The sequence below is a fragment of the Brevibacillus reuszeri genome, assembly GCF_002897295.1.
Taxonomy (GTDB): Bacteria; Bacillota; Bacilli; order Brevibacillales; family Brevibacillaceae; genus Brevibacillus; species Brevibacillus reuszeri_A.
Map to the genome: position 1 here is coordinate 215,936 of NZ_BEXF01000003.1, position 23,461 is coordinate 239,396.

Consider the following 23,461-nt stretch of genomic DNA (forward strand, 5'->3'; position numbering starts at 1 on the left):
ACAAAAACCCTCCTTGAATCGAATCCAAGGAGGGCTTTCTTTTGTATATGGAGGTGGGTCAAAAATGTATTATACCCAGCCACGGAAGCGAGATGCTTCAGCCATTTTGCGTGCACCCACCATGTAAGCAGAGAGCCGCATGTCAATCCGGCGTGTTTGAGACAGGGAGTAAACATTTTCAAACGAACGTACCATTACTTTTTCCAGTTTTTCTTCCACTTCTTCTTCGGACCAGTAGTAGCCTTGGTTGTTTTGTACCCACTCAAAGTAGGAAACGGTTACACCGCCGGCACTTGCCAGTACGTCTGGAACAAGAAGAATTCCACGTTCAGTCAGGATTTTGGTCGCTTCCAATGTAGTTGGGCCGTTTGCCGCTTCTACAACGATGGACGCTTTGATATTGTGTGCGTTTGCTGCTGTGATTTGGTTTTCAATCGCAGCTGGCACGATAATATCGCAATCCAGTTCAAACAGTTCTTTGTTTGTGATTGTGTTGGTAAAGAGCTTGGTTACAGTACCGAAGGAGTCACGACGATCCAACAGGTAGTCAATATCCAAACCGTTTGGATCATGCAGCGCACCGTAAGCATCGGAGATACCTACTACTTTTGCTCCTGCATCGTGCATGAACTTCGCCAGGTAGCTACCTGCGTTACCAAAACCTTGAATTACTACGCGAGCGCCTTTGATGTCGATGTTGCGACGTTTTGCAGCTTCGCGGATGCAAATGGTTACACCTTTTGCAGTTGCTGTTTCACGACCATGCGAACCACCAAGAGCGATTGGTTTACCGGTAATGAAACCAGGAGAGTCAAACTCGCGAATGCGGCTGTACTCGTCCATCATCCATGCCATGATTTGGGAGTTAGTGAAGACATCCGGAGCCGGAATGTCTTTAGTTGGCCCCACAAGTTGGCTGATTGCGCGAACGTAACCGCGGCTCAGTCGTTCCAGTTCACGGAAAGACATTTCACGCGGGTCGCAAATGATACCGCCTTTACCACCACCGTATGGAAGGTCAACGATACCAGCTTTGAGGCTCATCCAGATGGAAAGCGCTTTAACTTCATCCTCTGTAACTTCAGGGTGGAAACGAATGCCCCCCTTGGTCGGACCAACTGCATCGTTGTGCTGTGCACGATAACCGGTAAACACCTTCACTTCGCCGTTATCCATGCGAACCGGAATGCGTACGGTCAAAACGCGTAGCGGCTCCTTCAAGAGTTCAAACATCGATTCTTGGTAACCTAGTTTCTCCAGTGCTTCCTTGATCACCGTTTGAGTCGAAGTCAGCAAGTTTAGACTTTCTTGCTTTTCTTTCCCTTCGGTGCTTTCGGTTACCACGTCTTGATTACCCATTACTTACCACCTCAAAAATGTTTTCGGTAAATGCAGCCTTTAGTATACACGCTTGTATCAAGGATGAGAAGCTTAAAAAAGTTTTTTACGATTTTGTTATGTTTTTTTACTTTTCGCTGCTGGATAAACATTCAAATTAGCAAAACCCCAGAAAAATCGAGATTCATTTTTCAGAAAATGTCTAACCAGCAACATAACGCCCTTTTCGAGTAACAATAGCATACCCAATGGGAGCTGTTTCATTACGAAAACAGTGAATATATGCCATAATAGTATCGAAGACTTTGGAAGTTTATTCATGGAGGTGTTTTTATGAAAAAAAGGTACATCTTGTTTATTTACGCCCATCCTGACGATGAGACGTTTGCCAGTGGCATTACGATCAGCAAATATTCCCAGGATAAAAACACCCATTCGCATCTGCTTTGTGCTACCCGAGGGCAAGCCGGAAAAGCTGGAGATCCTCCTATTTGTTCTGTAGAGGAGCTTCCCCAGCAGCGAGAGTCGGAGCTTCGCATGGCTGCATCCATCCTTGGTCTTGCCTCTGTAGATCTGCTTGATTATGAAGATAAGCACTTGGGCGAGGTACCCTCTACCGAGTTAGTCCATCATATTCACGCTGCGATTGAGAAATTTCAACCAGAGGTAGTGGTGACTTTTGCACCACATGGCATATCCGGACATCCGGATCACCGTGCTATCTCGGCAGCAACTACCCAAGCAATTCATACCCTACCAAAGGACACCTCGGTTCGTAAGCTGTATTACGCAACCCGGGCTTCGAATAGTACTTTTGGTGCAATCCAGCCTCCGTTCTCTGATCCAATCGAGAGTATTACAACCGAGATAGCTGGGCCTGAGTATCGTCCACAAGTAGCTGAAGCCTTGCGCGCGCATCGTACACAGCACTTATCCGTCGAACGTGTATTCCCTGGTGTCACGACTGGAGAATATGCCTCAGTTCCACCGCTCAATCAATACATCCTCGCTTGGACCAATCTTGCCGATTATAAGATCACCGGCAAGGAGGACGATTTCTTTTACGGAATCAAATAAGTCTCAAAAAAACAGCAAAAGCACCTAGTTGGATGACTAGGTGCTGTTTTATCTCCCCAGACACTCACCGCTCATCAGGTGAAATGCCTGCATATTTCTTTTACTGCATCGTCAGCTACGACAACCTTTCCATACTCTTCCAAAACATAGATCGTTGTCGGTGTCGCTTCCCCGTACTCAGAAAGGATCGCAATTAGTTTGTGATAACGCTCTTGATCCAGATCAACCTCTTCCAAAACCAGGTGATATTTGCCCTGGTAGAAGTAAGCAGATCCCCCGTTAGTCAAAAGAGCGTTTACACGATGAGCAGCTTCAACCATGTGCTCAAAATCGCGGAAGGCGTACATAATCAGATCGCTTTCTTCTAAAGTGACCTCTAGTTCATAGACGTCCTCGTCTTCGTATTCTCCCTCTTCCTTCCCGTCCTTTGAGCCGGTTTTGCCGCGTGTTACTATTACGACCATTCCCTGAGCTGGCAAGGCGAACACTTCAACTGCAACAGGCCCTGATACTTCAAAACCTAGCTCGTGATAAGCCTGCTCCATCATGTCGTTGAACAGTTCATGAACTTTAGGAATGTCACGCCACATGTCTTCTTTCTCTATCCCGCGCTCTGACAGGTCGTCAAACGTTAAAAAGATTCGTATTTTATCTTGACCAAGGCGTTCAACACGCATGACTGTCCCTCCTCGCCATCCAGTCGTACTATAAAATATGATGGTAAGCCTGTAAGAGTTCTCCGCATTTTCCGACGAATAGCTGGTAGCATTCATCCATTTTTTAGCACATTGGAAAATCCGGGGTAGTCCTATCATATCACATTTACTTACTGGAACATAGTCACGTGACACCCCACGCCCTTATTCGTGCACTTTCGCACGCACATGTCGATTAAGCCCACTGAAAAGAATAGTTTGTTGTACACTGTCAATTCCTGCGCTTTCCCAGGAAAAGCTGCCCTCCAGAGGACATTGCGTATACTCCTATCATTATCATCATCGCCATTGTTGCAACGGGCATTTTCACGATTTGCACCACGAGGACAAATACAGAGAACAAGCATAATAGGAGATGTGTCCACACATTTTGCGTATATTTTTGATAAAAATATTGACTGATGTGAAAGTGCAGTAAGCCAAACAAAAGAAGCGTGGCCATTACGAACATCAAGAAAGACAGAAATATTTCTATTGGTGAAAACATCAACATGGAGATCCAGTCTCCGACGCGGTTCAGGTGAAGACTTTTGGCAGGAAATATGAGTATTGCTCCATTACCCAGTATCCACGCGAATAGTCCCACCAACAAACTTCTTCCTACGATCACCATAAAAAAGACCTCTATCGGGGCCTCCTCAGAGAGGAGCGACCGCGTGTTATCAGTAGGTTATTCTTGCTAAAACAGGAGGCAGATTCGTGGTGTCCCCCACTACCGTTTCTTCTTCCCATTTATATTGATTCCTGCTAGTTCGGGTTCCTGAAACAAGTATAAGAAACCTCACACAAAAAAAACGCCGCTGCACGGCGCTAGCTTTTTGCTTGAACGAAACGATCACTTTCACGTAGCCGCTTTTGTATCCAGATGGCAGCCTGTGCTCCATCCCCCATCGCGATGGCCACCTGCTGGGAATGAAGTGTAATATCTCCGACCGCCCATATATTGCGATGATCCGTTTCCTTGGTTCTCGGATCGGTCCGCACATGCCCTTTTTCATTCACATGTACTTTAAAGCCTTGTAACAGACCTGTCTGGACAACCGCTCCAGGAACAGCGAGGAAGGCTCTCGTCACACCTAAAATCTCTCCAGATGCAAGCTCTAGTCCAGTCAACTGGCCACCATTATGTAACAGCTTCTGCACCGTCTGATCATAAAAAGCGAAGCCTTGTTTTTTTAGTCGCTCCAAATCGTCTGATGACGTCAGAGCACCCACGTGATTCAGAACCGCGATTTGCTTTGTATAATGAGAAAGCTCATCTGCCATCACTACCGCCTGCGGTCCTGCTCCAATCACAGCAATCGGTTCTCCAACGCTTTCATAGCCGTCACAATCCGGGCATAAAAAAATAGAGCTCCCCAGACACTCCTCTATACCCGGAATCGATGGGAAGGGATCACGAATCCCCGTCGCCATCACAATTGTCCTGGCCACTAGTGGGTTTGCTCCATTTTTCGTTTGGACAATAAACTCATCATCGCCTCTCGCCTGCAAAGAAACAGCTTCATCCTCAATCATGTGTGCACCGTATTGTGTAGCTTGCTCCCGCCCCAAGCGGCGCAGCTTGTCCCCACTCACATCTTTTGGATAACCGAGGATGTTGCGATACGTTTTGGCTACGGAAGACCGACCTCCGGGTATGTCCAAAACAGCAACACGTCGCAAGCTTCTGGCTAATTGGATAGCGGTTTGCAAACCTGCAATGCCTCCACCGATGATTACTGTATCATACATTACGAGCACCCCACCTGTCGCAGCCATTTCCTCCTAGCTTTCCCCAAAATGGCTGCACCATTACGGCGCTAACGGCACCATCACGATTTTTCCAGCGGTAAGCTGTGTATCGGCATGAAAGCCATTGTACTTGGCAATACGCGAAACATTCAAATTGTTCCCGTAATATTTGCGCGAGAGCATGTACAGGGTCTCGCCTTTTTGCACTACATGCCTGATTACTTTTGGCTTAGGGGCAGGAGCCGTTGCCGGAGCTACAGTCGCATTGTTATGCTTTGCCGGGACATTTTCAGTCGGTGAGGATTTTGGCTCGGCAGAAGGGCTTGGTTGCGATACTTGCTGGACAGAAGGTGGCGTTGAAACGGGCGGCACGTTGATTGTTGCATCCACTTTTGTCTCAGGAACGGTCTTTCCTTCCTGTACGGTTGATGTTGACGCTGCTGCTCCCAGGGCATTGCCAGCAGCATTCTCTGCTTGTCCTGCAGAAGCGATATTGTCAGTAGTCGGTTCACTTACCGTAAGATTTGGTGTACCGAGCTTCGCCGCTTGGTGAGATACTTGTGCTTGATATAGTTCGACCAGGATTACCCCGAAAAAAACGGCGCCAAACACGACCAGACCCGACCGGACCCATTTTGTAAACGAGAAATTGACTTTCCGTTGCGTATGACGGGAGCGTCGAGGTGGCAATTGATTCGGCTCTAGATTCACTTCTTCTCCCCCTTTTCCTTTTTCATGGTGGCCTGCAAATAAAAAGCCAATAGCAGATCAATTCCAATGTGAGCCACAATCGGTGACCATAGGGAACCCGAATAAGTAAAAAGCATGCCTAGTAGCCAGCTAGTACCGAAGACGCTTATAACCATCAGCGGTTTCGTAACATAACGGACATGCACAAGCGTAAACAGAAGACTGGTCCAAAAATTCCCGGCAAAAGAATGGATGACGCCTCTGAACAGCCATTCTTCCCCAAACCCAACCGCTATACATACAAGTAGGGTGGTCACAGGAGACATGCTGCCAAAAATCCGCATGTTCACACTTCCATCATCCTGCCAGCGCTTGGGCAAATACTTGTCCATCACGATACTCAAAAGGACGACAGCAGCAATGACACCCCCCGACCAAGTCAGGCTAGACCATAATGGGGACCGAAACAACTCCATGGTTCCTTGTATCCCATGTGCCCATAAGCTGCTGCCAGCCGCCACGATCAAAACCAGTCCTTGCGTTAGCCAGAGATTCAGCCGCAATGTAGCTTCGTCAATCTCTTGCCCTCCGTACTTCACTTATGTTATCGCTCCTTTATCTTTTCGGCAAAAGAGTTTGCAACGCCTGCCGTAAATTCCATGGTTTTTCATCTTTCTTTTCCTGCTTCTGGGGGATATCCCCGACGTAAGCCGCGCGATCCAAGCCGCAATGCACGCAGCACTGTAGCGTAAAGGAGTACTCGGCTTCCTCAAAATAATGATTGAGACTACGACGCAAGCACTGATTATTCTGTACATAGTCAAGCATTCCAAACAGCTTTTGATGCTTTTGCCTTTTTCTCACCTGGGTATCCTGCCAAATATCCAAAGCCTTCTCTTGATCGTATGGCATGGCGGTTCCTGGCTTTGAGATATATCCTGCTTTTTCTGCATAAAAGGATAGCATCCCTGCCATTTCATCTGACATGTCCACGGCAGCCAGCACCTCGCTGGTTATGGCGATACCTTTTGACAACAGCTGGCAAAATTGCTGAACCTGAAGCTGGGTCGGATATTCGCGCTCCAGCATGTGCTGATGAATATGTACATCTTCCATCGAACTGAAAAGAAGGGCATACCCTGGCTCACCATTCCTACCGACCCGGCCAATTTCCTGAGCATACGCCTCCATGCTCGCTGGCAGCTGATAATGGACGACAAAACGGATATCCGACTTATCAATCCCCATTCCAAAGGCATTCGTGGCTACGATGATATCCAGGTCCCCGGAAAGAAATTGCTGTTGAATCAGCATCCTCTCCATACTGTTCATACCACCGTGATATCCGTGCACACGTCTGCTGCCTTCGAGCTGATAAGTGGCAGTCAACACATCAACAGCCTGTCTGGTACTGCAATAAACGATACCTGGCCCCTGGAGGCTGTTCATTAGCTCTACGACTTTCTGGCGTCGCTCACCCTCGTCCTGCACCTCGGCGAGATCCAAAGCGATGTTTGCCCGATTCAAGGGCTGGACAACCACATCTTCTGCTTCGATATGCAATAAATCACAAATCTCATCCCGCACGGCTTTGGTCGCAGTTGCCGTCACTGCCAAAACAGGGGGACTCCCCACGTTTTTAATCACATCCGGCAAGCGGAGATAATCCGTTCGAAAATCATGACCCCACTGTGAGATGCAGTGTGCCTCGTCAATCGCAATTAGTGAAACACCTGCTCTCTTGAGGACATCCTGGACGTACGACTGTTGTAGCTTTTCTGGAGAAACGTACAGCAGCTTATACGCCCCAGCCGCAATCTCTTGGAGCAACTCTCTGCTTTCTGAAGGGTCTAGTGAGCTGTTTACGTAGGCAGCAGGAATTTTATTTCGTGCACGGAGCTGCTGTACCTGATCAATCATTAAAGAAATGAGCGGGGAAACGACAACCGTGATTCCCGGTAAAAGCAAAGCCGGCAGCTGGTACGTTACCGATTTTCCCCCTCCTGTTGCCAATAACCCAAGTACATTTCGTCCCGACATCACCTGTCTGATCATTTTTTCTTGACCCGGCCGAAAAGCAGCATGACCGAAATGCTTGCTTAACGTGTTGTGCAACAAATCGCTCACTTAGCCTTCTCCCCCTGTCTCCTGGCCAAGGCCAGACGAATCTGTAAATAGGAGACGGAATCATCAAGCTGATCCTTTATCATCCGCAAACGGCTGGTCTGCAATTGTTCACTCGTTTGAACAATGTGGTCACCGATCTCTTTTGATAAATAATTGGAGTAATCCCATTCCGGGCAGCGCAAGGCCATCTCAACTAAGTGGTCCTCAACTGTACTTTCCTTGATATTCCGCCGAATCGCCACCTCAGCCTTCCCCAATCCTCGTTGAATCAGCTCATACGTCTTTGCCGCACTGTCTGTGAGGCGTGAATCAAACTTATGGGTTTGAATGACGAGTCGGGACAGCAATGGAAAGGATTCGGGTTTCTGTTGTAATCTCAGGATGCATGCAGCAAGCCCGTAGCGAAATGGAAGCTGCAGGTAGGATGGCGTTTCTCTTTTTTGCTGAGCGATTTGTCCCAGCGTCTTCCCGACCTGAGCCGCTCCAGACAGCTGCGAGACAATCAGCTCCTGCACTTCAATCGGCAACGGATGCAGCAGTTTGAACAGCTCCTCCTCCAACTGATCCCGCCACATCTCTCTCGACACCTGATCCTGAAGCTGGGTGCGAACCCACCTCTGTGTACGCTTGTCCGAGACGATAGGAACGAAGCCAAGCTCTCTTGCAAGCAAATGGGAGACGGTCTGTACAAGAAGGTGCAGTCTCAACCAGAACAGGCCAAGCCGCTCTGCCATATCTGATTGGCTAAAAGGAGCCAGCCAAAAATTCAGCTGATAACGATCAGACTCCTTCTTTGCAAAATCCTTGCCTGCTTGTGTGACCCAAAATGTTGATTTCTTTGTTTGCTCGTCTCTTGTAACGGTCCGAATGAACCCTTTTTGTAATAAAGTTGAAACAATTTTATCCCAACCCTCTTTTGTAAAACGAGGAAACATCCGATAATACGGATAAAGGCTGTACAAATGCACGTCCTGCAGAGTTTGATTGGCTTTACGGCCTCGCAATATGTAAAAGGCTGCCTGAAGCGTTCGCTCGTTGGAAAGAGGAAGCATTGCATTTAAAGCAATTAGGCAAAGAAAATCCAGCTCCTCACCAGCACTGTTATGACTGTTCATTCGTACTCCTTTATCTCTCTTTCTATTATCTTTACGATTATGGCAGCATCTTCTATATGTTACACCCTACATATGGCTTAGACTACAAAATCGCTGCACTTTTTATTTGGAGGATTTTATGACAAAACGGTTGAATAAGTCAGAATTTATGATGGCGTACATGATCATCATAACACTTGCTTGCGGGGTTGGTGGATTTTTTTTCGGTGCACATTATATGAAGACAAAAATTGAAGCCGAACAAGCAGCTGTTTTAGAAGCCAAGCACAAAGAGGCTGAGAAGGAAAAACTTTTACGTGAGCAGAAGCTTTATAGTGAACAGGACTTTATTCGTTTTTATTATGCTGTATACGCACCTGTGCTAGATATGAAGCAGGCCCATTTCAATACCATGGAAAACTGGGGACAAATGAGCAAGAAGGAACAGTCTGAATCGCTCAAGCAATTAGTCAAAATAGCTGAGCAAACAGAAAAAGAATTGGAAAAGAACGTTCCTCTGCCTACCTCACCCTTGCTAATACAGGCACACAATCTCTTTACAGACAGTGTGCGGGCGTATTTGGATAGTATGGAGCATGTGCGTAGCGACCAGAATAGTAATGCACTAACGCCAACTGAAATTGCTGCCCGAATGACGCTATTCAACAACAATTGGCTGACTGCTCAAGAAAGGGTTTATCACTCTTTTGCAGTATGGGAATCGGCATACGTTACCAAACAGCCATTGCCAAAAGAATTGCCATCCTCGGTCAGCACAGATGAGTGGAAGCAGTATCCGTTTCACTTCCGTACGTATCTGGCAGCAGCTTCCATGTCAGCAGGCAAGCAGTGGCAGAACTATAATCCTGAGGATCTGACCGCGCGCCTCGATATGTTGGTTTCATCTAATGACGCGCAAACGCTTGGAATCAAAGATTTTGCGTCTGCAGTCAAGCTGGTAAACGCTACAGATGCCGTCCACGCGGGAGACTTTAAAGCATTAAATGGGAGACTTTATTCGGTGTTAAAGGCCCCAGAAATCCCTCTCTACAGGTAGTCGTACATTTTTAGACTGATTCTATCTTGAAATCTTGTCAGCAAGAGCATACAATGATCTATGATAGTGGACGTACCACTTCGTAATGGGAGGTGAAACCACGATGACAACATGGGTAGATAAAGATACTTGTATTGCGTGCGGTGCTTGTGGCGCGACAGCTCCTGACGTCTTTGATTACGACGATGAGGGCCTTGCATTCAACAAGCTGGATGACAATGCAAACAGCGTTGAAATCCCGGATATCCTTCAAGACGACGTCCGTGACGCTGCAGAAGGATGCCCGACCGATTCTATTAAAGTGGAATAGGATTCCTTCTACAATGACAAAAACTCCTCCGTACACTCGTACGTGAGGGGTTTTTCATTTTCTAGCTTTCCCATTTCCACTGAACATATGATCAGCATTTTCTCATTCCCTCTTTCATAAATTTTAGGTAAGATGAGGCTGTAAGGAAAACACGAACATTAAATTGACTTTTTCCCATTTCTTGTGAGATAAATATCTTAACGTTCGTGTTTTGGTGGTTTTTCTGTTATTCAAAGCTCATTAACACATATTATTCACGAACTATAAATGATATTTTTTTGGTAATGTTCATTTTTTCTTGTTTTAGTGCTTGACGTTACTTTTTTGCCGTGATATCGTAAGTACAAATCTTACGTAACACAAATACTCGAACAACGATGACGAAGAAAAGCTGTGTACATGGAAACCCTCAGAGAGCCGATGGTCGCTGCGAATCGGTGGTTCCACTCGCAGATAAGCACTTCCGAGTTGTTGCGTTGAACAGACAATTGACTTGTCCAGTAGACGCGAACGGTAGATCCGTTATCTCTTCAGGTCATGTACCTGCCAAGGCTCTTCTTTGAGAGAAGAAGGGCGAATGAGGGTGGCACCGCGAAGCAAGCCTCTCGTCCCTCACTGTTCCGTAATAGGAGCAGTGTGGGAACGGGAGGTTTTTTTGTTGCATGCTTGTTTAGAACTAGGAGGAGAGAAAGCTATGTTTACTGACAAAATGATTTTGAGAATTCCAGGTCCAACCCCTATCCCACCTCGTGTTCAGCAGGCGATGAATCAGCCAATGATCGGACATCGAAGCGGCAAGTTCTCTGCTTTGTTCGCTCGCACAGCTGAAAGACTGAAGCCTTACTTCGGAACGACGCAGGATGTGTATATTCTCGCCGGCAGTGGAACCAGCGCTCTCGAAATGGGCGTAGTGAATACGTTGCAGCCAGGTGATGAAGCAGCTATCCTCGTAAGCGGCGCCTTCGGTGAACGCTTCGCGAAAATTTGCGAGCGCTACGGTATCATCGCCCATCGCTTGGAGGTTGCTTGGGGCGAGGCTGTTACTCCTGAACTGCTAGAAGCTTTCCTCAAAGAAAAGCCACAAGTAAAAGCTGTCTTTGCAACCTATTGCGAAACCTCTACTGGTGTTCAAAATCCAATCGCTGAATTGGCACAAGTGATTCGCCAGAACTCCGACGCTCTTTTCATCGTTGACGCTGTTAGCTGCCTTGGTGCAGTCGCTTGCGAAATGGACGCGTGGGGCGTAGACATCGTCGTGACAGGCTCGCAAAAAGCTTTCATGCTTCCAACCGGTCTCGCCTTCCTCGCAGCAAGTGAGCGTGCATGGAAAATTATCGAGCAAAATAAAACATTAGCTTTCTACCTCGACCTCAAAGCTTATCGTAAAAGCTTGGCAGATCAAACGACGCCGTATACACCAGCTGTCTCGCTCATTTTTGGTCTCGCCGAGGTGCTGGATATACTGGACGAGGAAGGCTTGCCAGCTGTTATCAAGCGCCATGAGCTGATGCGCGACATGACTCGTGCAGCTATGAGAGCCTTGAACGTACCATTGATGGCTGAAGATGCTTACGGTGCTACTACAGTTACATCGTGTGATCCACAAGGCGCATTCGATGCGGAAGCGCTCCGCAAGGTTCTTACCAAGCAATACAACATTACCATTGCCGGTGGCCAGCAGCATCTGAAAGGGAAAATTTTCCGCATTGGTCACATGGGCTATTGCGAGCCTCTCGATGTACTACAAGTCATTTCCGCAATTGAAATGTCGCTCCATCAAATTGGCGCTCCAGTCGAACTGGGTGCCGGTGTCAAAGCTGCTCAGGAGGTGCTCATCGCACATGTATAAAGTACTGATTACTGACCCACTTAGCGAATACGGAATCCAACAACTGCTAGACGCATCTGATGTAGAAGTCGTTCGTAAAACGAACCTCTCCCCTGCCGAGCTGCTAGACGTCATCGGTGATTACGATGCCCTGCTCGTACGCAGCCAAACACAAGTAACGGCAGAAGTCCTTGCTGCAGGGAAAAAGCTCAAGGCAGTCGGCCGCGCAGGTGTAGGTGTCGATAACATCGACGTAAACGCTGCGACACAAGCAGGTGTCCCAGTCATCAACGCTCCAGATGGAAACACGATCTCTACTGCGGAGCATTCGTTTGCCATGCTGATGGCAGTTGCCCGCAATATCCCACAAGCACATAAAAAGCTCGTTGATGGTACTTGGGATCGCAAAAGCTTTCAGGGTGTCGAGCTGAATAATAAAGTACTCGGTATCATCGGAATGGGCCGCATTGGTTCGGAGGTAGCAAAGCGTGCCAAAGCATTCGGTATGACAGTCATGGGCTACGACCCATTCATGACCGAAGAGCGCGCACAAAAAATGGGCGTGACTAACGCAACTGTAGATGAAATTAGCCGCCAAGCTGACTTCATCACCGTGCATACGCCATTGACCAAGGAGACTCGCTACATCATCAGTACCAAGGAGTTTGCAAAAATGAAAGACGGTGTTCGTCTGATCAACTGCGCACGCGGTGGTATCATCGACGAGAAAGCACTGTTCGAAGCGATTACAAGCGGCAAGGTAGCCGGTGCTGCGCTTGACGTTTACGAAGTAGAGCCACCAGTCGATAATCCTTTGGTCGGACTGCCACAAGTGGTGACCACTCCACACCTGGGTGCTTCGACTGTTGAAGCCCAAGAAAACGTTGCTGTTGATGTATCCGAAGAGATCTTGAAGGTATTGCGTGGCGAGCCATTCAAAAATGCCGTTAACCTGCCATCAATTCCGGCACATGTGATGGAAAAAGTACAACCATACTTCACTTTGGGAGAAAAGCTTGGTCATTTCTTGGCACAGGTAACTGTTGGCTCTATCTCGGAAGTTCAGATCAAGTACAGCGGTGAATTGACTGAGGTCGATACTGCACCACTTACGCGTACGGTTCTAAAAGGTGTACTCTCCTTCCGCTTGGGTGAGGAAGTAAACTTTGTGAACGCGCCGCTGCTGGCTAAAGTACGTGATATTACCGTAACAGAGCAAAAAGCAGCTCAGAACAAAGGCTTTACCAACCTGCTGACCGTAACACTCAAAACAACGCAGGAAACACGTACGGTTGCCGGAACTCGCTTGAATGGATACGGTGCACGTATCGTGAAAATCGATGATTTCGCAATCGACGTAGCTCCAGAAGGCTACCTGCTGTACATCCATCACAATGACCGTCCAGGTGTTATCGGCCGTGTCGGATCTATCCTCGGTGAAAATGGCGTAAACATCGCAACCATGCAGGTGGGTCGTCGCGACATTGGCGGAGATGCGATCATGATGCTTTCCGTTGACAAGCCGTTGACAGCAGAGCTGTTAGACACCATGGGTGAGCTCGCTGAAGTGAAGAGCGTAACGCAAATCGAGCTATAATACGAGTAATTCTTTGACCCTCTGATATCTCGTTAGAAAAGACCTGGTTATAGACCGGGTCTTTTCCTTTACCAGCATTTTTATTATCGCTATAATTAGGACAAGGCACTTTAACGCAGGAAAGGAGTTTTACTGTGACCAATCAGGCTTTATTCGCTATTGGTATTTTTTTAGTTACATACGCATTCATTATTAGTGAAAAATTGCATCGCACGATCGTTGCCATGTGCGGTGGAATCCTAATGGTGCTATTCGGTATTGTAACTCAGGAGCAAGCGATTCATCATATCGACTTCAATACCCTAGGACTACTCATAGGGATGATGATTCTCGTTGCTGTAACAGCGCAGACAGGTGTTTTCAAATACGTCGCTATTCGGGCAGCAAAGGCTGCCAGGGGTAAGCCTATTCGAATCCTTGTCTACCTAAGTATTATTACGGCACTCGCCTCTGCTTTTTTGGATAATGTCACGACGGTTTTATTGATTGTACCCGTGACTTTTAGCATTGCGCGACAGCTACAGCTCAATCCGGTTCCTTTTTTAATCAGTGAAATTATATCGTCCAATGCTGGTGGTACAGCCACTTTAATCGGGGACCCACCGAATATTATGATTGGCAGCTCAGTTCCAGAGCTAGACTTCATGGCATTTCTTGTGAATCTTAGTCCAATCATTATCGTAATTATGGCTGCAACGATCGTCTGTCTGGTGCTGATTTATCGGAAACAACTCATTACCACACCAGAGTTAAGTGCAAAAATCATGCAATTGAATGAACGCGACGAGATCACTGATACGAAGCTGCTCAAAAAATCTTTAACTGTGATGGCTTTAACCATTATTGGTTTTATGCTGCATGGTGCCCTGCATCTGGAATCAGCAACAATCGCGCTAACCGGAGCATTTCTTCTGCTCTTGATAACAGGTGAGCATTATTTGGAGGACGCGATCAGTAAAGTAGAATGGAGCACGATTTTCTTTTTTATCGGCCTGTTTGTACTTGTTTCTGGACTTGTTGAAACGGGAGTTATCGCCAAATTGGCAGGCGAAGCAATCAAGCTGACTGGCGCCGACCCATTGAAGACATCCCTGCTCATTCTATGGCTGAGCGCAATCGCGTCTGCCTTTGTCGATAATATTCCTTTCGTCGCGACTATGATCCCGATGATTAAGGAAATGGGCGCACTTGGAATCACAAATTTGGAGCCGCTCTGGTGGAGTCTCGCTCTTGGCGCCTGTCTGGGTGGTAATGGTACGCTTATTGGAGCCAGTGCCAATGTCATTGTCGCTGGTTTGGCAGCAAAGGAAGGGCATCATATCGGCTTTGTCAGCTTCATGAAAATTGCCTTTCCACTGATGATCATGTCCATTCTCATCTCTCATGTGTATGTTTACCTGCGTTATTTTATTTGGTAAGGAGGAATTCACTTGCTCCACTATACATTTGATGAAAAGCTGATAACGATCACGGAGACGAAGCAGTCTAGTGACGTTACCTTTCAAATCGAGATTCATTCAGAAATAATGCGCAGCCGTTTGAAGCAGGTGCGCAGCTTTTTTGAAGACAACAAGGATTATACCGATGTGCTGTTCTACTCCCGTGAAGACGGGACCTATGAGGTCATCGTTCGAAACGATATGATTACCGGCTTTTTGATCCACGCCTTTCGTTTCCAATGCTTGACCTCCTTGCGTTGGGCATAAGCGCGAACAAAAAAAGACTCTGCCGAGAGCATACTCAGCAGAGTCTTTTTCATGGTTCTATTCTAAAATAGACAAGATTTCACGAACATCGTTCAAAATGTAATCTGCCTTCTCTTCTTCAAATTTGGCACGCGCGTCCTGTCCAGATAGTCCTGTTAGTGTCGCGGCGAATTTGCAACCAATGGAGCGTGCTGCCAGGAAGTCAGCCAGGGAATCCCCAACGATCAGCACTTCTTCTCCGTTTGCAATCGGCAAGGAATAGTTCACGACTTCACTGTTTGGCGTCGTTAATCCAAGTAGACCTTTTACATATGAAAACGGATGCGGCTTAGACATCGGTGCGTAAGCAGGATACTCTTCTTCTGCCTCGAGGACATGTGAAGCTGTCACCACACGATTCTGGTCAAACCATTCCAAAATCTGCATTTCGTTCAGAGGAACATGCGTTTCGATTGTAGGACGTCCTGTTCCAATACCGATGGTGTACCCTTTTTCTTTCAGGGTACGGAACAGCTCTACCATTTCAGCAGGTGGCACGATTGGAATTTCATCCGTTAAAAAGCCTTTTTTACCAGGCTGCATTGTTTCACGACCGATTGATGCTGCTACCCGATCATCACCTAAGTACCATTCCTGGAACGTTTTTTGAACCAGCTGCCATAAATCACTGTTGCGTGAGAACATTTCTGTTTTCACACCGCAGCGCTCTTCTGCAATGACATTCAAATAGAGCAGCATTTCGGCTTTTTGCGCAGAGCCCTTTGCAAAATCAGCAGTAAAAGCAGCGTAGTCCACTTGGAAATCAGGTGCATGAGCTGCTCCCCATTCTCTGATTTGCGCAAGCTGTGGTCGGTCAATTTGACCAGCCAGCATGTTGGTTGCTTCGGTACCCAATTGCGGCTTCAGTACCTCAAGCAAACGAATCAATTGATAGGAGAATGCCAGGAAAACCATGTCCCAGTTCGAATTGATTCCACGTGATTTAATGAAGTTCAGTACATCATCCTGAGCAAATACTTCAGCACGCACACGACGGATCTCCGCTTCTTCCGGAGCTGGTGAGAACTTGTCTTTTGTAAGTCCCAGGTATTGCGAGCTATAAAGCAGCTCCCACACGGTCAAAGCAGATGCATCAAAATAACGTTCTTCACTAAGCATAACCCCGTCAACATCAAAAAGGATCGTTTTGATCATTTCTCTCTACACTCCTATTTGTTTTTCGATTGCAACATCAGAGCAATGGTAAACGTTGTTCCTTCTCCCATTTTGCTTTGGACATTGATGGTTCCACCATGCGCTTCCACAATGTTTTTTGCGATCGCAAGACCTAAACCTGTACCGCCTTCTCGACCGCGCGTACGCGCTTTGTCAGCCTTGTAGAAGCGTTCAAATACAAACGGCAGATCTTCCTGTGGTATGCCACTGCCTGTGTCGCTGATTTCTAGTAGTAAGGTTTTATCTCCGCGCGCCCGGATAGTGACACTGCCGTGACTAGGAGTGTGCCTGAGCGCATTGTCGACAAGGTTGGTAAGCACCTGCTCCATGCGATCAGGATCGATATGCACATGACTATGCGCAGTAGACATCTCTAGCAGCAGTTGAATATCCTGCTCTCTCGCCAAATTCGTAAACTTGCGATGGATGCGCTCTAAATACGGTCGTAGTTCCAAGGTTTCCTGGAACAGCTCTACGTGACCCGCCTCCATTCGCGCTAGGCTCAGCAGCTCATTCACGAGCTTGGTCATGCGAACAGATTCGTCATAGATGATTTTAGCCAATTCTTTATGCTCTTCTGGAGTTGTTACGATATCATCCACTATGGCTTCGCTATAGCCTTGCAGCATAGATAGCGGCGTACGAAGCTCATGGGAGACGTTGGCCACAAAATCGTTGCGCATTTTGTCCAGCTTGCGTTCTTGTGTGATATCTCGCATGACTGCGACTGCACCACGGATGTGATTGCGATCGTTTAGCGGGACCATGACAAGCGCCCAGATTCGGCCTTGCACTGCAATATCCTCGATTACCTCTTCCCCGGTCTGAACCTTTTGATAGAAAGAGAACAGTGGTATCGGCTCATCCGCATGCTGGTATACCCAATCACGCAGGAAGCGCTCTGCAGGAGGATTCTTCACTGCAATTTTTCCAGTTTCATCGATCATTACGACGCCATCTACCATGCTCCGCAGTACACTCGCCAGCTGCTCTTTTTCCTTTGACAAGGCATCTACCAGTTGATTGAGCTTACTCGCCATTGTATTAAATGACGCAGCCAGCTCCCCCATCTCGTCAGTGGTTCTGATCGGAATTTCTGCGTGAAAATCTCCTTCTGCAATACGATGTGCCGTCTCTTTCATTTGGCGCAATGGAATCGTAATTCGAGAGGATAAAAAGAACGCAAATACCGTCGTTGACACAAAGCCGATCACACCTACAACAAAAATCAGAAATCTCACTTCACTGACCGTATCATCAAAATCTTCAATCGCCTGATACATGACCACTGATCCTTGTTTGCCAGCGGATATCTCCAGTGGTACCGCCACAGCTAACAGCTGAAGATTCCCAGAACGATCTGTGGAGCCAGCCGTATCAATTTGCACGTATAATCTCTCAGGAGCAGGATGTTTTCCTGCCAGTGCCTCACCCAGCTTCAGTCCCGGAGCACTCAGCAGCTGCTCTATCGGAATCTCTGGCAAACCTTTGCCCTCGCTCTTTCCAACGACCTCGCGCTTTTCATCCAGGACAATCATGCCTGTATGATGTACTACGCCAAATGTCGATGCCATCTCCAGTGCGGTCTGCTTATCCTTGCTTGCAGCCAACCCAGTGGATAAACCCTCTGCAAGCTCTTGCAAATTTTTGGTTTGCCGGGCGTTGTAAAAGGTGTCAAAGGATTGTACAAGCAGGAGACTGAAAATCGTTAAGACCAGTGCGAATAACGCAATAATGGTCATCCATAGCTTTCCAACTACGCTGCGAAAAATGACGTCCACGTTATTTAGGCACCTCTAGTTTGTAACCGACACCCCATACGGTCGCGATCATGTTCGCAGCCTGAGGAGAGACGCGGTTTAATTTTTCGCGCAAACGCTTGATGTGTGTATCTACCGTGCGCAGATCGCCGAAAAATTCATAGTGCCATACATCTTTCAAAAGCTCTTCGCGCGTAAATACTTTATCAGGAGAGAGTGCTAGGTAGTGCAACAGTTCATACTCTTTTGGAGTTAGACTAACTTCTTGACCGCTAGCAATCACTTTGTGCGCATCATGATCAATCGTCAGTTCAGGGAAAACGAGAACCGAATGGCTATTAAACGTCTCTGTTTTCAAATAGGCCGTAGCTGAAGAGCGACGAAGAATTGCCTTCACCCGATACATGACTTCACGAGGGCTGAATGGCTTTACAACATAATCATCCACACCTGCTTCGAAGCCATGGACACGATTCGTTTCTTCCCCTTTTGCAGTCAGCATGATGATAGGTGTTGCCTTGAATTCACGAATCCGCTGACAGACTTCAATGCCGTCCATACCAGGTAGCATAAGGTCCAGCAAAATAATATCGTAATCACTGCCAACAGCCATTTCGACAGCCTGTTCTCCATTATCTGCTTCATCGATCAAAAAGTTTTCTCTCTCCAGGTACATCTTAAGCAGTCGGCGGATACGTTCTTCATCATCGACTACGAGAATACGTGCCATTTTTTCCATTGTCTACACCTCTTGACATTATGATTTCAAAATCTAATTGAAGATAGTCCAAAAAGCTGGCAGCAAGACCAGCTTTTTTTAGTGAGGTTACACCCCTGCGTAAGAGTGCAGACCTGCGATGACCAGATTGACTACTACCAGTGTGATTAAGATAATGACAAATCCTATCACAGACATCCAGGCAGATTTGGCGCCAATCCATCCGCGAGACAGTCGCAAGTGCAGGTACGCGCTATAGAAGAGCCAAACGATGAGTGCCCAAACTTCTTTTGGGTCCCAGCCCCAGAATCGACCCCACGCCTCCTGCGCCCAGATCATGGCGAAAATCAAAGCTCCGAGTGTAAATACTGGGTAACCGATACTAATCGCACGGTAGCTGATTTCGTCCAATAGATCCGGCTCGATGCCATCAACGGATGGTTGAATAACTGCTCCCAACCGCTTGCGGAAGATGAGACGCAAACCACCATACAAAATAACACCTGTAATGACTGACCACAGCATCGTATTCAATTTGCGAGCCGCATCCTTGCCTTCCATCCACGTTGGTGCCGTGAATAATGGCGACATCGGACCAGCCTGGATAATCTTCGAATCAGCAGGTGCTACCAAAGCTGGCATCGTGTATTCCGCTTTTACTTTTTCCATTTGCCCAAATACATTTGGCTGCGGCTGATTCATTTCAAAAACAGTTTTTTGATCCATTCTGGCGAAGGTCGATTCCATCAGGATGAACCCTACCAGCATCAAAACAACAGCAAGTACAACTTCCAGCCATTTCGTGCTCTTGGTAGAAACCTGTTGAGGTACGGTGCGGATCAAATACATCAAGCCCGCTGCAAAGCCGACAGCAAGAATCCCTTCACCAAGAGCTGCCGTCGTTACGTGAATATGCAGCCAGTAGCTCTGCAAGGACGGAATCAGCGGTGTTACTTCTTTTGGAAAAACATAGGAATAGGCCAACATGATTACACCTAAAGGAAGTACAAAGGCTCCAATAACATTCAGCTTGTAAATCCGATAGATAATCAAATAAGCCAAGATAATACAGTAATCCAGGAATGCCATGAACTCAAACATGTTACTCGTTGGACTGTGTCCTCCGCCAATCCAGCGTGCAATTACATAACCAGTTTGAGCTATAAAGCCTACGACAGCCAATCGATAAGCAATCGTACCGAATCGTTTTTCATGTTGCTTAGGATCGCGCCCCGCCCAGTTTTTCCCAGTCATCGCAACGACGAACACGATGGACGAGATCACATAGAGCAAAAACGCAATATCCAATAACCAGTCACTCAATTGGATAAGCTGCACGTCGAGTGTACCTCCTTGAAGCTCTAGGCCTTCGATTTTTCTTCAATCGTCACAGGTAATTTCATCTGTTCAACGAGTCCGTCTACTTCCCGGCGCAAGCCAAACCAGTTTTTGTTTGTATGAGCTGCCATCATGATCGTTCCGTCCTGGATTTGAACCCAAATCCGGCGATGCTGCCAGAAGAAGCCCATCGCGACACCTATCATGAAGATGAACGAGCCAAAGTAAATTAACGGTACGGCTTTATCCATACGCACGTTGATCCCGGAAATATCGATCAGGTCAGGCATTTTAATCTCGATTCCATAGGTAGGGTCCGATTTTTGTGTAAGAATCGAGCCTTGCAAATAAACCATTTTCTCACTCAGCTTCCCTTTTTCGTCCAAAACCTCGATCGCGACCATTGGATTTTTAGGCAAATTGGTCTGAGTCGCTGGTTTACCGTCTTTCCCCATAATAAAGTCAGGGAAATAATCGAGCACCTTCACCTTGATCCCATCAGCAACCACTTGCTCTTGCGCTGGGTTGTACAAATCAACCTTTATCTTGCCTACTTCTTTGCTTCCGTTCTTCAGGTCGATTAAATTGAAATTGAGTGCACCGAGCTGCATTTCTTGCATACCCGACTGATACAAATAGAGAGATTCATGTACCATCGGATGGTTTACAACGATCGGGCCATTCTTAATTTCTACGAGATCAGGCTTGGCTCCTGGCAACTCTGCGTTTTTGTTTTCGTACAGGATGGCATCTGTCTGATAATTTTTCGCGATGACTCCGCCCTTCAGATCCAGCTTGACGGGCATTTCATCCTCAGACCAATATTCCGTCGTGTACTGCAGATTTTTGATGTAGTAAGGAGTATTCGGGATAGCAACCGTTTCTCCCTCACGCACCCAGACATATTCGTCCAAGAAAAAGCCCGGTATGCTGCGTGCCAAAACACCGACCAAAAATAAAATCAAGCCTATGTGATTCACATAAGGGCCCCACCGGCTAAAGCGACCTTTTTCCGCCATTAGAGCGCGGTCAGTCTGGAAGATCCGGTAGCCTTTCTTCCGCAAAGTCTCTGCGGAGCCAGCAAGTAATTCTGTTTGATCCGTTCCTTGTGCAAGCTCCCCTTCTGCAAACAGCTTTTGTCCCTTCAGGAAGGATTTATGCTGATTCAGACGTGGTTTTTTCAATGCTTTGTACAGTGGCACGACACGGTCGAGACTACAGATGACCAATGACGTACCCAGCATGACCAAAAGTGTGACAAACCACCAGGATGAATACAGGTTATGGAACCCTAATTGATAGTAAATCGTACCGAGTGTCCCGTATGTATTGGTATAAAAACGTGCGACATCCGCTTCAGTTGGGACGGGAACTGGAATGTATTGCTGCTGCGGAAAGACGGTTCCCACCGCCGAAGCGATCAGGATGACAATAATGATACCGATTGCAATTTTGACCGAGGAAAAATAGTTCCAAACCCGATCCACCATTTTTTTCGTGTAGGTCTGGGAACGACGCGCCATGCCCTCATAGCGCATATCAGGAAACGCTGTCTGCTCCGAAATTTCGATGTCTAGCGGCTTACCGCAAGATTCGCAGAGCAGCGTTCCAACGGGATTGGTATGCCCACATTCACATTTTCGCTGATCCATTTCAATCCTCACTTACGGCAAGATTTTGGACACTTTGTCCGCTATCATTGCTTCGTTTAATTGACCGATGAAAATCTCCTTTACTTCCCCTTCTGGAGAGATGAAAAACGTAGTAGGAATCGGTCCAATTCGATACAGCTTTGTAATTTGCGATTGGCGGTCTAGCACGATTGGAAACGTAACGTTGAATTGCTTAACGAATGGCTCAACTGCGATTGGCGATTCACCGATATTCACGCCCAGTACGACGAGTCCTTTGTCCTTGAACTTATCGTATTGTGCTTGCAAAGCAGGCATCTCTTCTTTACAGGGCTCACACCAGGTGCCCCAGAAATTAAGCACGACGCCTTTTCCTTTTAAATCACCAAGTGCCATCTCGGGTCCATTTAGCTGCTCCAGGCTAAAATTCGGAGCATTACTCCCTACTTTTACAGCTTGTGGATCCTTCACGAAGCTGGAATAGAGAGCAAAGACAAGTGCCACGAGCAAAAGGCCCAACACGGCAATCCGAACATACGTACGATTGCTTTTGTTCATGTTGCCCAAACTCCCATCTATTACTAATAGAAATACAAGGTTTTCCTTTCTATTATAGCGTTCCTAGTTTTTCCGCCAGCGCATAACTTATGAACAGATTTTGAACGATCAGCGCTTTCGACCTCCGTCCCGCTTCTTTTGAACCAGTCCTTGTTTGAGCCTATCTACTTCCGTCGTTGTCAAAGGACGAAATTGACCAGCCGAAAGTCCCTCCAATGTAAGAAACCCGAGCCGAATGCGCTCCAGTGTGATGACAGGATGTCCAATCGCGTCACACATTCTGCGTACTTGCCGGTTGCGACCCTCATGAATCGTCAGCTCGACTAAAGCTCTGCCCGTTTTTGTGTCTGTCTTCAGGAGCCTCGCTTCCCCCGGTGAGGTCATTCCATCCTCCAGACGAACACCCGTTGCGAGCTTCTTTACTTTCTCCGGCGTCGGAATGCCTTTTACCCATGCTCGATAGACTTTGTCGATTTCGTAGCTTGGGTGAGCAAGCTTGTTTGCCAGCTCTCCGTCATTCGTCAAGAGGAGCAAGCCGGATGTATCGTAATCTAAGCGGCCTACTGGATATACCCGTTCCTTGATCCCTTTTAGCAAATCGGTAACAACCCGCCTTCCTTGTGGGTCCGTTACACTCGTAATCACACCAGTTGGCTTGTAAAGCAACAGATGCACGTGCTGCTCCAGCTGAATTCTTCGTCCATTCACCACGATCTGATCGCTTTGCGGGTCTACTCTCGTTCCGAGTTCGCGGACCACGCTGCCGTTCACTTGTACCTTGCCTTGTACAATCAACTCTTCACAATGGCGACGAGAGGCTACTCCAGCATGTGCCAAGACTTTTTGTAAACGTTCCATTGTATGGATCACCTCTACAACATCATACCCATTCTTACCAGTGTGGACAAGAAAAAGGCAAAAACTTCCCCAACTGCAGGGAAGTTTTTTGTCGGAAGTGTAGCGTAAT

At 47.2% G+C, this 23,461-nt stretch carries 21 protein-coding genes and 1 other annotated feature; of the genes, 7 read left to right on the plus strand and 14 right to left on the minus strand.

The genetic code is table 11. From position 1 onward, the window contains the following. Window positions 1–69: 69 nt before the first annotated feature. On the minus strand, window positions 70–1,359 hold the full coding sequence (locus C3B52_RS06555) for a Glu/Leu/Phe/Val family dehydrogenase (RefSeq protein WP_103105277.1): 1,290 nt from the start codon (window positions 1,357–1,359) through the stop codon (window positions 70–72). 312 nt (window positions 1,360–1,671) lie between these two features. On the opposite strand from C3B52_RS06555, the gene C3B52_RS06560 reads away from it, so the two are divergent. Further along, window positions 1,672–2,415, plus strand: coding sequence for a PIG-L deacetylase family protein (locus C3B52_RS06560; RefSeq protein ID WP_103105278.1), 744 nt, complete (start codon window positions 1,672–1,674; stop codon window positions 2,413–2,415). 74 nt (window positions 2,416–2,489) lie between these two features. Here the strand turns inward: C3B52_RS06560 and C3B52_RS06565 are convergent, their stop codons facing one another. The 6 genes from C3B52_RS06565 to C3B52_RS06595 form a co-directional block, all read right to left on the minus strand. Beyond that, window positions 2,490–3,092: a genetic competence negative regulator gene (locus C3B52_RS06565; RefSeq protein ID WP_049740144.1), complete on the minus strand. Its 603-nt coding sequence runs from the start codon at window positions 3,090–3,092 to the stop codon at window positions 2,490–2,492. A gap of 849 nt (window positions 3,093–3,941) precedes the next feature. Further along, entirely contained in the window at window positions 3,942–4,865 is a 924-nt protein-coding gene (locus C3B52_RS06575) for an NAD(P)/FAD-dependent oxidoreductase (RefSeq protein WP_103105483.1), read from the minus strand. 60 nt (window positions 4,866–4,925) lie between these two features. Then, window positions 4,926–5,576, minus strand: coding sequence for a LysM peptidoglycan-binding domain-containing protein (locus C3B52_RS06580; RefSeq protein ID WP_103105280.1), 651 nt, complete (start codon window positions 5,574–5,576; stop codon window positions 4,926–4,928). Further along, window positions 5,573–6,154 carry a CPBP family intramembrane glutamic endopeptidase gene (locus C3B52_RS06585; RefSeq protein ID WP_103105281.1) on the minus strand — a complete coding sequence of 194 codons (582 nt, stop codon included), beginning with the start codon at window positions 6,152–6,154 and terminating at the stop codon, window positions 5,573–5,575. Before C3B52_RS06585 ends, C3B52_RS06580 begins: the two co-directional genes overlap by 4 nt. 16 nt (window positions 6,155–6,170) lie before the next feature. Then, on the minus strand, window positions 6,171–7,682 hold the full coding sequence (locus C3B52_RS06590) for a RecQ family ATP-dependent DNA helicase (protein WP_103105282.1): 1,512 nt from the start codon (window positions 7,680–7,682) through the stop codon (window positions 6,171–6,173). Next, complete coding sequence (locus C3B52_RS06595; RefSeq protein WP_103105283.1) at window positions 7,679–8,797, minus strand: helix-turn-helix domain-containing protein; 1,119 nt, start codon at window positions 8,795–8,797, stop codon at window positions 7,679–7,681. The genes C3B52_RS06590 and C3B52_RS06595 overlap by 4 nt, the downstream gene beginning before the upstream one ends. Before the next feature lie 118 nt (window positions 8,798–8,915). On the opposite strand from C3B52_RS06595, the gene C3B52_RS06600 reads away from it, so the two are divergent. From C3B52_RS06600 to C3B52_RS06625, 6 genes are all read left to right on the plus strand, one after another. After that, entirely contained in the window at window positions 8,916–9,833 is a 918-nt protein-coding gene (locus C3B52_RS06600; protein WP_103105284.1) for a hypothetical protein, read from the plus strand. Window positions 9,834–9,936: 103 nt separating this feature from the next. Beyond that, the gene (locus C3B52_RS06605; protein ID WP_031305339.1) at window positions 9,937–10,143 is read left to right on the plus strand and encodes a ferredoxin; all 207 of its coding nucleotides are present in this window, start codon (window positions 9,937–9,939) and stop codon (window positions 10,141–10,143) included. A 368-nt stretch (window positions 10,144–10,511) separates the two neighbouring features. After that, window positions 10,512–10,759, plus strand: a binding site (T-box leader). Window positions 10,760–10,837: 78 nt separating this feature from the next. Beyond that, on the plus strand, window positions 10,838–11,992 hold the full coding sequence (locus C3B52_RS06610; RefSeq protein ID WP_103105285.1) for a pyridoxal-phosphate-dependent aminotransferase family protein: 1,155 nt from the start codon (window positions 10,838–10,840) through the stop codon (window positions 11,990–11,992). Then, window positions 11,985–13,568: a phosphoglycerate dehydrogenase gene (gene serA / locus C3B52_RS06615; RefSeq protein ID WP_103105286.1), complete on the plus strand. Its 1,584-nt coding sequence runs from the start codon at window positions 11,985–11,987 to the stop codon at window positions 13,566–13,568. Before C3B52_RS06610 ends, serA begins: the two co-directional genes overlap by 8 nt. A gap of 134 nt (window positions 13,569–13,702) precedes the next feature. Beyond that, complete coding sequence (locus tag C3B52_RS06620; RefSeq protein ID WP_103105287.1) at window positions 13,703–14,986, plus strand: SLC13 family permease; 1,284 nt, start codon at window positions 13,703–13,705, stop codon at window positions 14,984–14,986. A 12-nt stretch (window positions 14,987–14,998) separates the two neighbouring features. After that, on the plus strand, window positions 14,999–15,274 hold the full coding sequence (locus tag C3B52_RS06625) for a hypothetical protein (protein WP_103105288.1): 276 nt from the start codon (window positions 14,999–15,001) through the stop codon (window positions 15,272–15,274). Window positions 15,275–15,331: 57 nt separating this feature from the next. Here C3B52_RS06625 and C3B52_RS06630 read toward each other — a convergent pair whose 3' ends face one another. The 7 genes from C3B52_RS06630 to C3B52_RS06660 form a co-directional block, all read right to left on the minus strand. After that, the gene (locus tag C3B52_RS06630) at window positions 15,332–16,468 is read right to left on the minus strand and encodes an HAD family hydrolase (protein ID WP_103105289.1); all 1,137 of its coding nucleotides are present in this window, start codon (window positions 16,466–16,468) and stop codon (window positions 15,332–15,334) included. A gap of 14 nt (window positions 16,469–16,482) precedes the next feature. After that, window positions 16,483–18,270 carry an ATP-binding protein gene (locus tag C3B52_RS06635; protein WP_103105290.1) on the minus strand — a complete coding sequence of 596 codons (1,788 nt, stop codon included), beginning with the start codon at window positions 18,268–18,270 and terminating at the stop codon, window positions 16,483–16,485. 1 nt (window position 18,271) lies between these two features. Next, window positions 18,272–18,988 (minus strand): response regulator transcription factor, encoded by a 717-nt coding sequence (locus tag C3B52_RS06640; RefSeq protein ID WP_005835983.1) that lies wholly within the window; start codon window positions 18,986–18,988, stop codon window positions 18,272–18,274. Window positions 18,989–19,075: 87 nt separating this feature from the next. Beyond that, entirely contained in the window at window positions 19,076–20,305 is a 1,230-nt protein-coding gene (ccsA, locus tag C3B52_RS06645) for a cytochrome c biogenesis protein CcsA (RefSeq protein WP_103105291.1), read from the minus strand. Window positions 20,306–20,328: 23 nt separating this feature from the next. Then, window positions 20,329–21,957, minus strand: a complete 1,629-nt coding sequence (resB, locus tag C3B52_RS06650; RefSeq protein WP_103105292.1) for a cytochrome c biogenesis protein ResB — start codon at window positions 21,955–21,957, stop codon at window positions 20,329–20,331. Between the two features lie 12 nt (window positions 21,958–21,969). Beyond that, window positions 21,970–22,494, minus strand: a complete 525-nt coding sequence (gene resA, locus C3B52_RS06655; protein WP_103105293.1) for a thiol-disulfide oxidoreductase ResA — start codon at window positions 22,492–22,494, stop codon at window positions 21,970–21,972. A 108-nt stretch (window positions 22,495–22,602) separates the two neighbouring features. After that, window positions 22,603–23,352, minus strand: a complete 750-nt coding sequence (locus tag C3B52_RS06660; RefSeq protein WP_103105294.1) for a pseudouridine synthase — start codon at window positions 23,350–23,352, stop codon at window positions 22,603–22,605. Window positions 23,353–23,461: the final 109 nt, after the last annotated feature.

Coding starts and splice junctions, on each gene's coding strand:
- C3B52_RS06555 (WP_103105277.1), bottom strand. CDS start 1,359: ATGGGTAATCAAGACGTGGTAACCGAAAGCACCGAAGGGAAAGAAAAG.
- C3B52_RS06560 (WP_103105278.1), top strand. CDS start 1,672: ATGAAAAAAAGGTACATCTTGTTTATTTACGCCCATCCTGACGATGAG.
- C3B52_RS06565 (WP_049740144.1), bottom strand. CDS start 3,092: ATGCGTGTTGAACGCCTTGGTCAAGATAAAATACGAATCTTTTTAACG.
- C3B52_RS06575 (WP_103105483.1), bottom strand. CDS start 4,865: ATGTATGATACAGTAATCATCGGTGGAGGCATTGCAGGTTTGCAAACC.
- C3B52_RS06595 (WP_103105283.1), bottom strand. CDS start 8,797: ATGAACAGTCATAACAGTGCTGGTGAGGAGCTGGATTTTCTTTGCCTA.
- C3B52_RS06600 (WP_103105284.1), top strand. CDS start 8,916: ATGACAAAACGGTTGAATAAGTCAGAATTTATGATGGCGTACATGATC.
- C3B52_RS06605 (WP_031305339.1), top strand. CDS start 9,937: ATGACAACATGGGTAGATAAAGATACTTGTATTGCGTGCGGTGCTTGT.
- C3B52_RS06610 (WP_103105285.1), top strand. CDS start 10,838: ATGTTTACTGACAAAATGATTTTGAGAATTCCAGGTCCAACCCCTATC.
- serA (WP_103105286.1), top strand. CDS start 11,985: ATGTATAAAGTACTGATTACTGACCCACTTAGCGAATACGGAATCCAA.
- C3B52_RS06630 (WP_103105289.1), bottom strand. CDS start 16,468: ATGATCAAAACGATCCTTTTTGATGTTGACGGGGTTATGCTTAGTGAA.
- C3B52_RS06640 (WP_005835983.1), bottom strand. CDS start 18,988: ATGGAAAAAATGGCACGTATTCTCGTAGTCGATGATGAAGAACGTATC.
- resB (WP_103105292.1), bottom strand. CDS start 21,957: ATGGATCAGCGAAAATGTGAATGTGGGCATACCAATCCCGTTGGAACG.
- resA (WP_103105293.1), bottom strand. CDS start 22,494: ATGAACAAAAGCAATCGTACGTATGTTCGGATTGCCGTGTTGGGCCTT.
- C3B52_RS06660 (WP_103105294.1), bottom strand. CDS start 23,352: ATGGAACGTTTACAAAAAGTCTTGGCACATGCTGGAGTAGCCTCTCGT.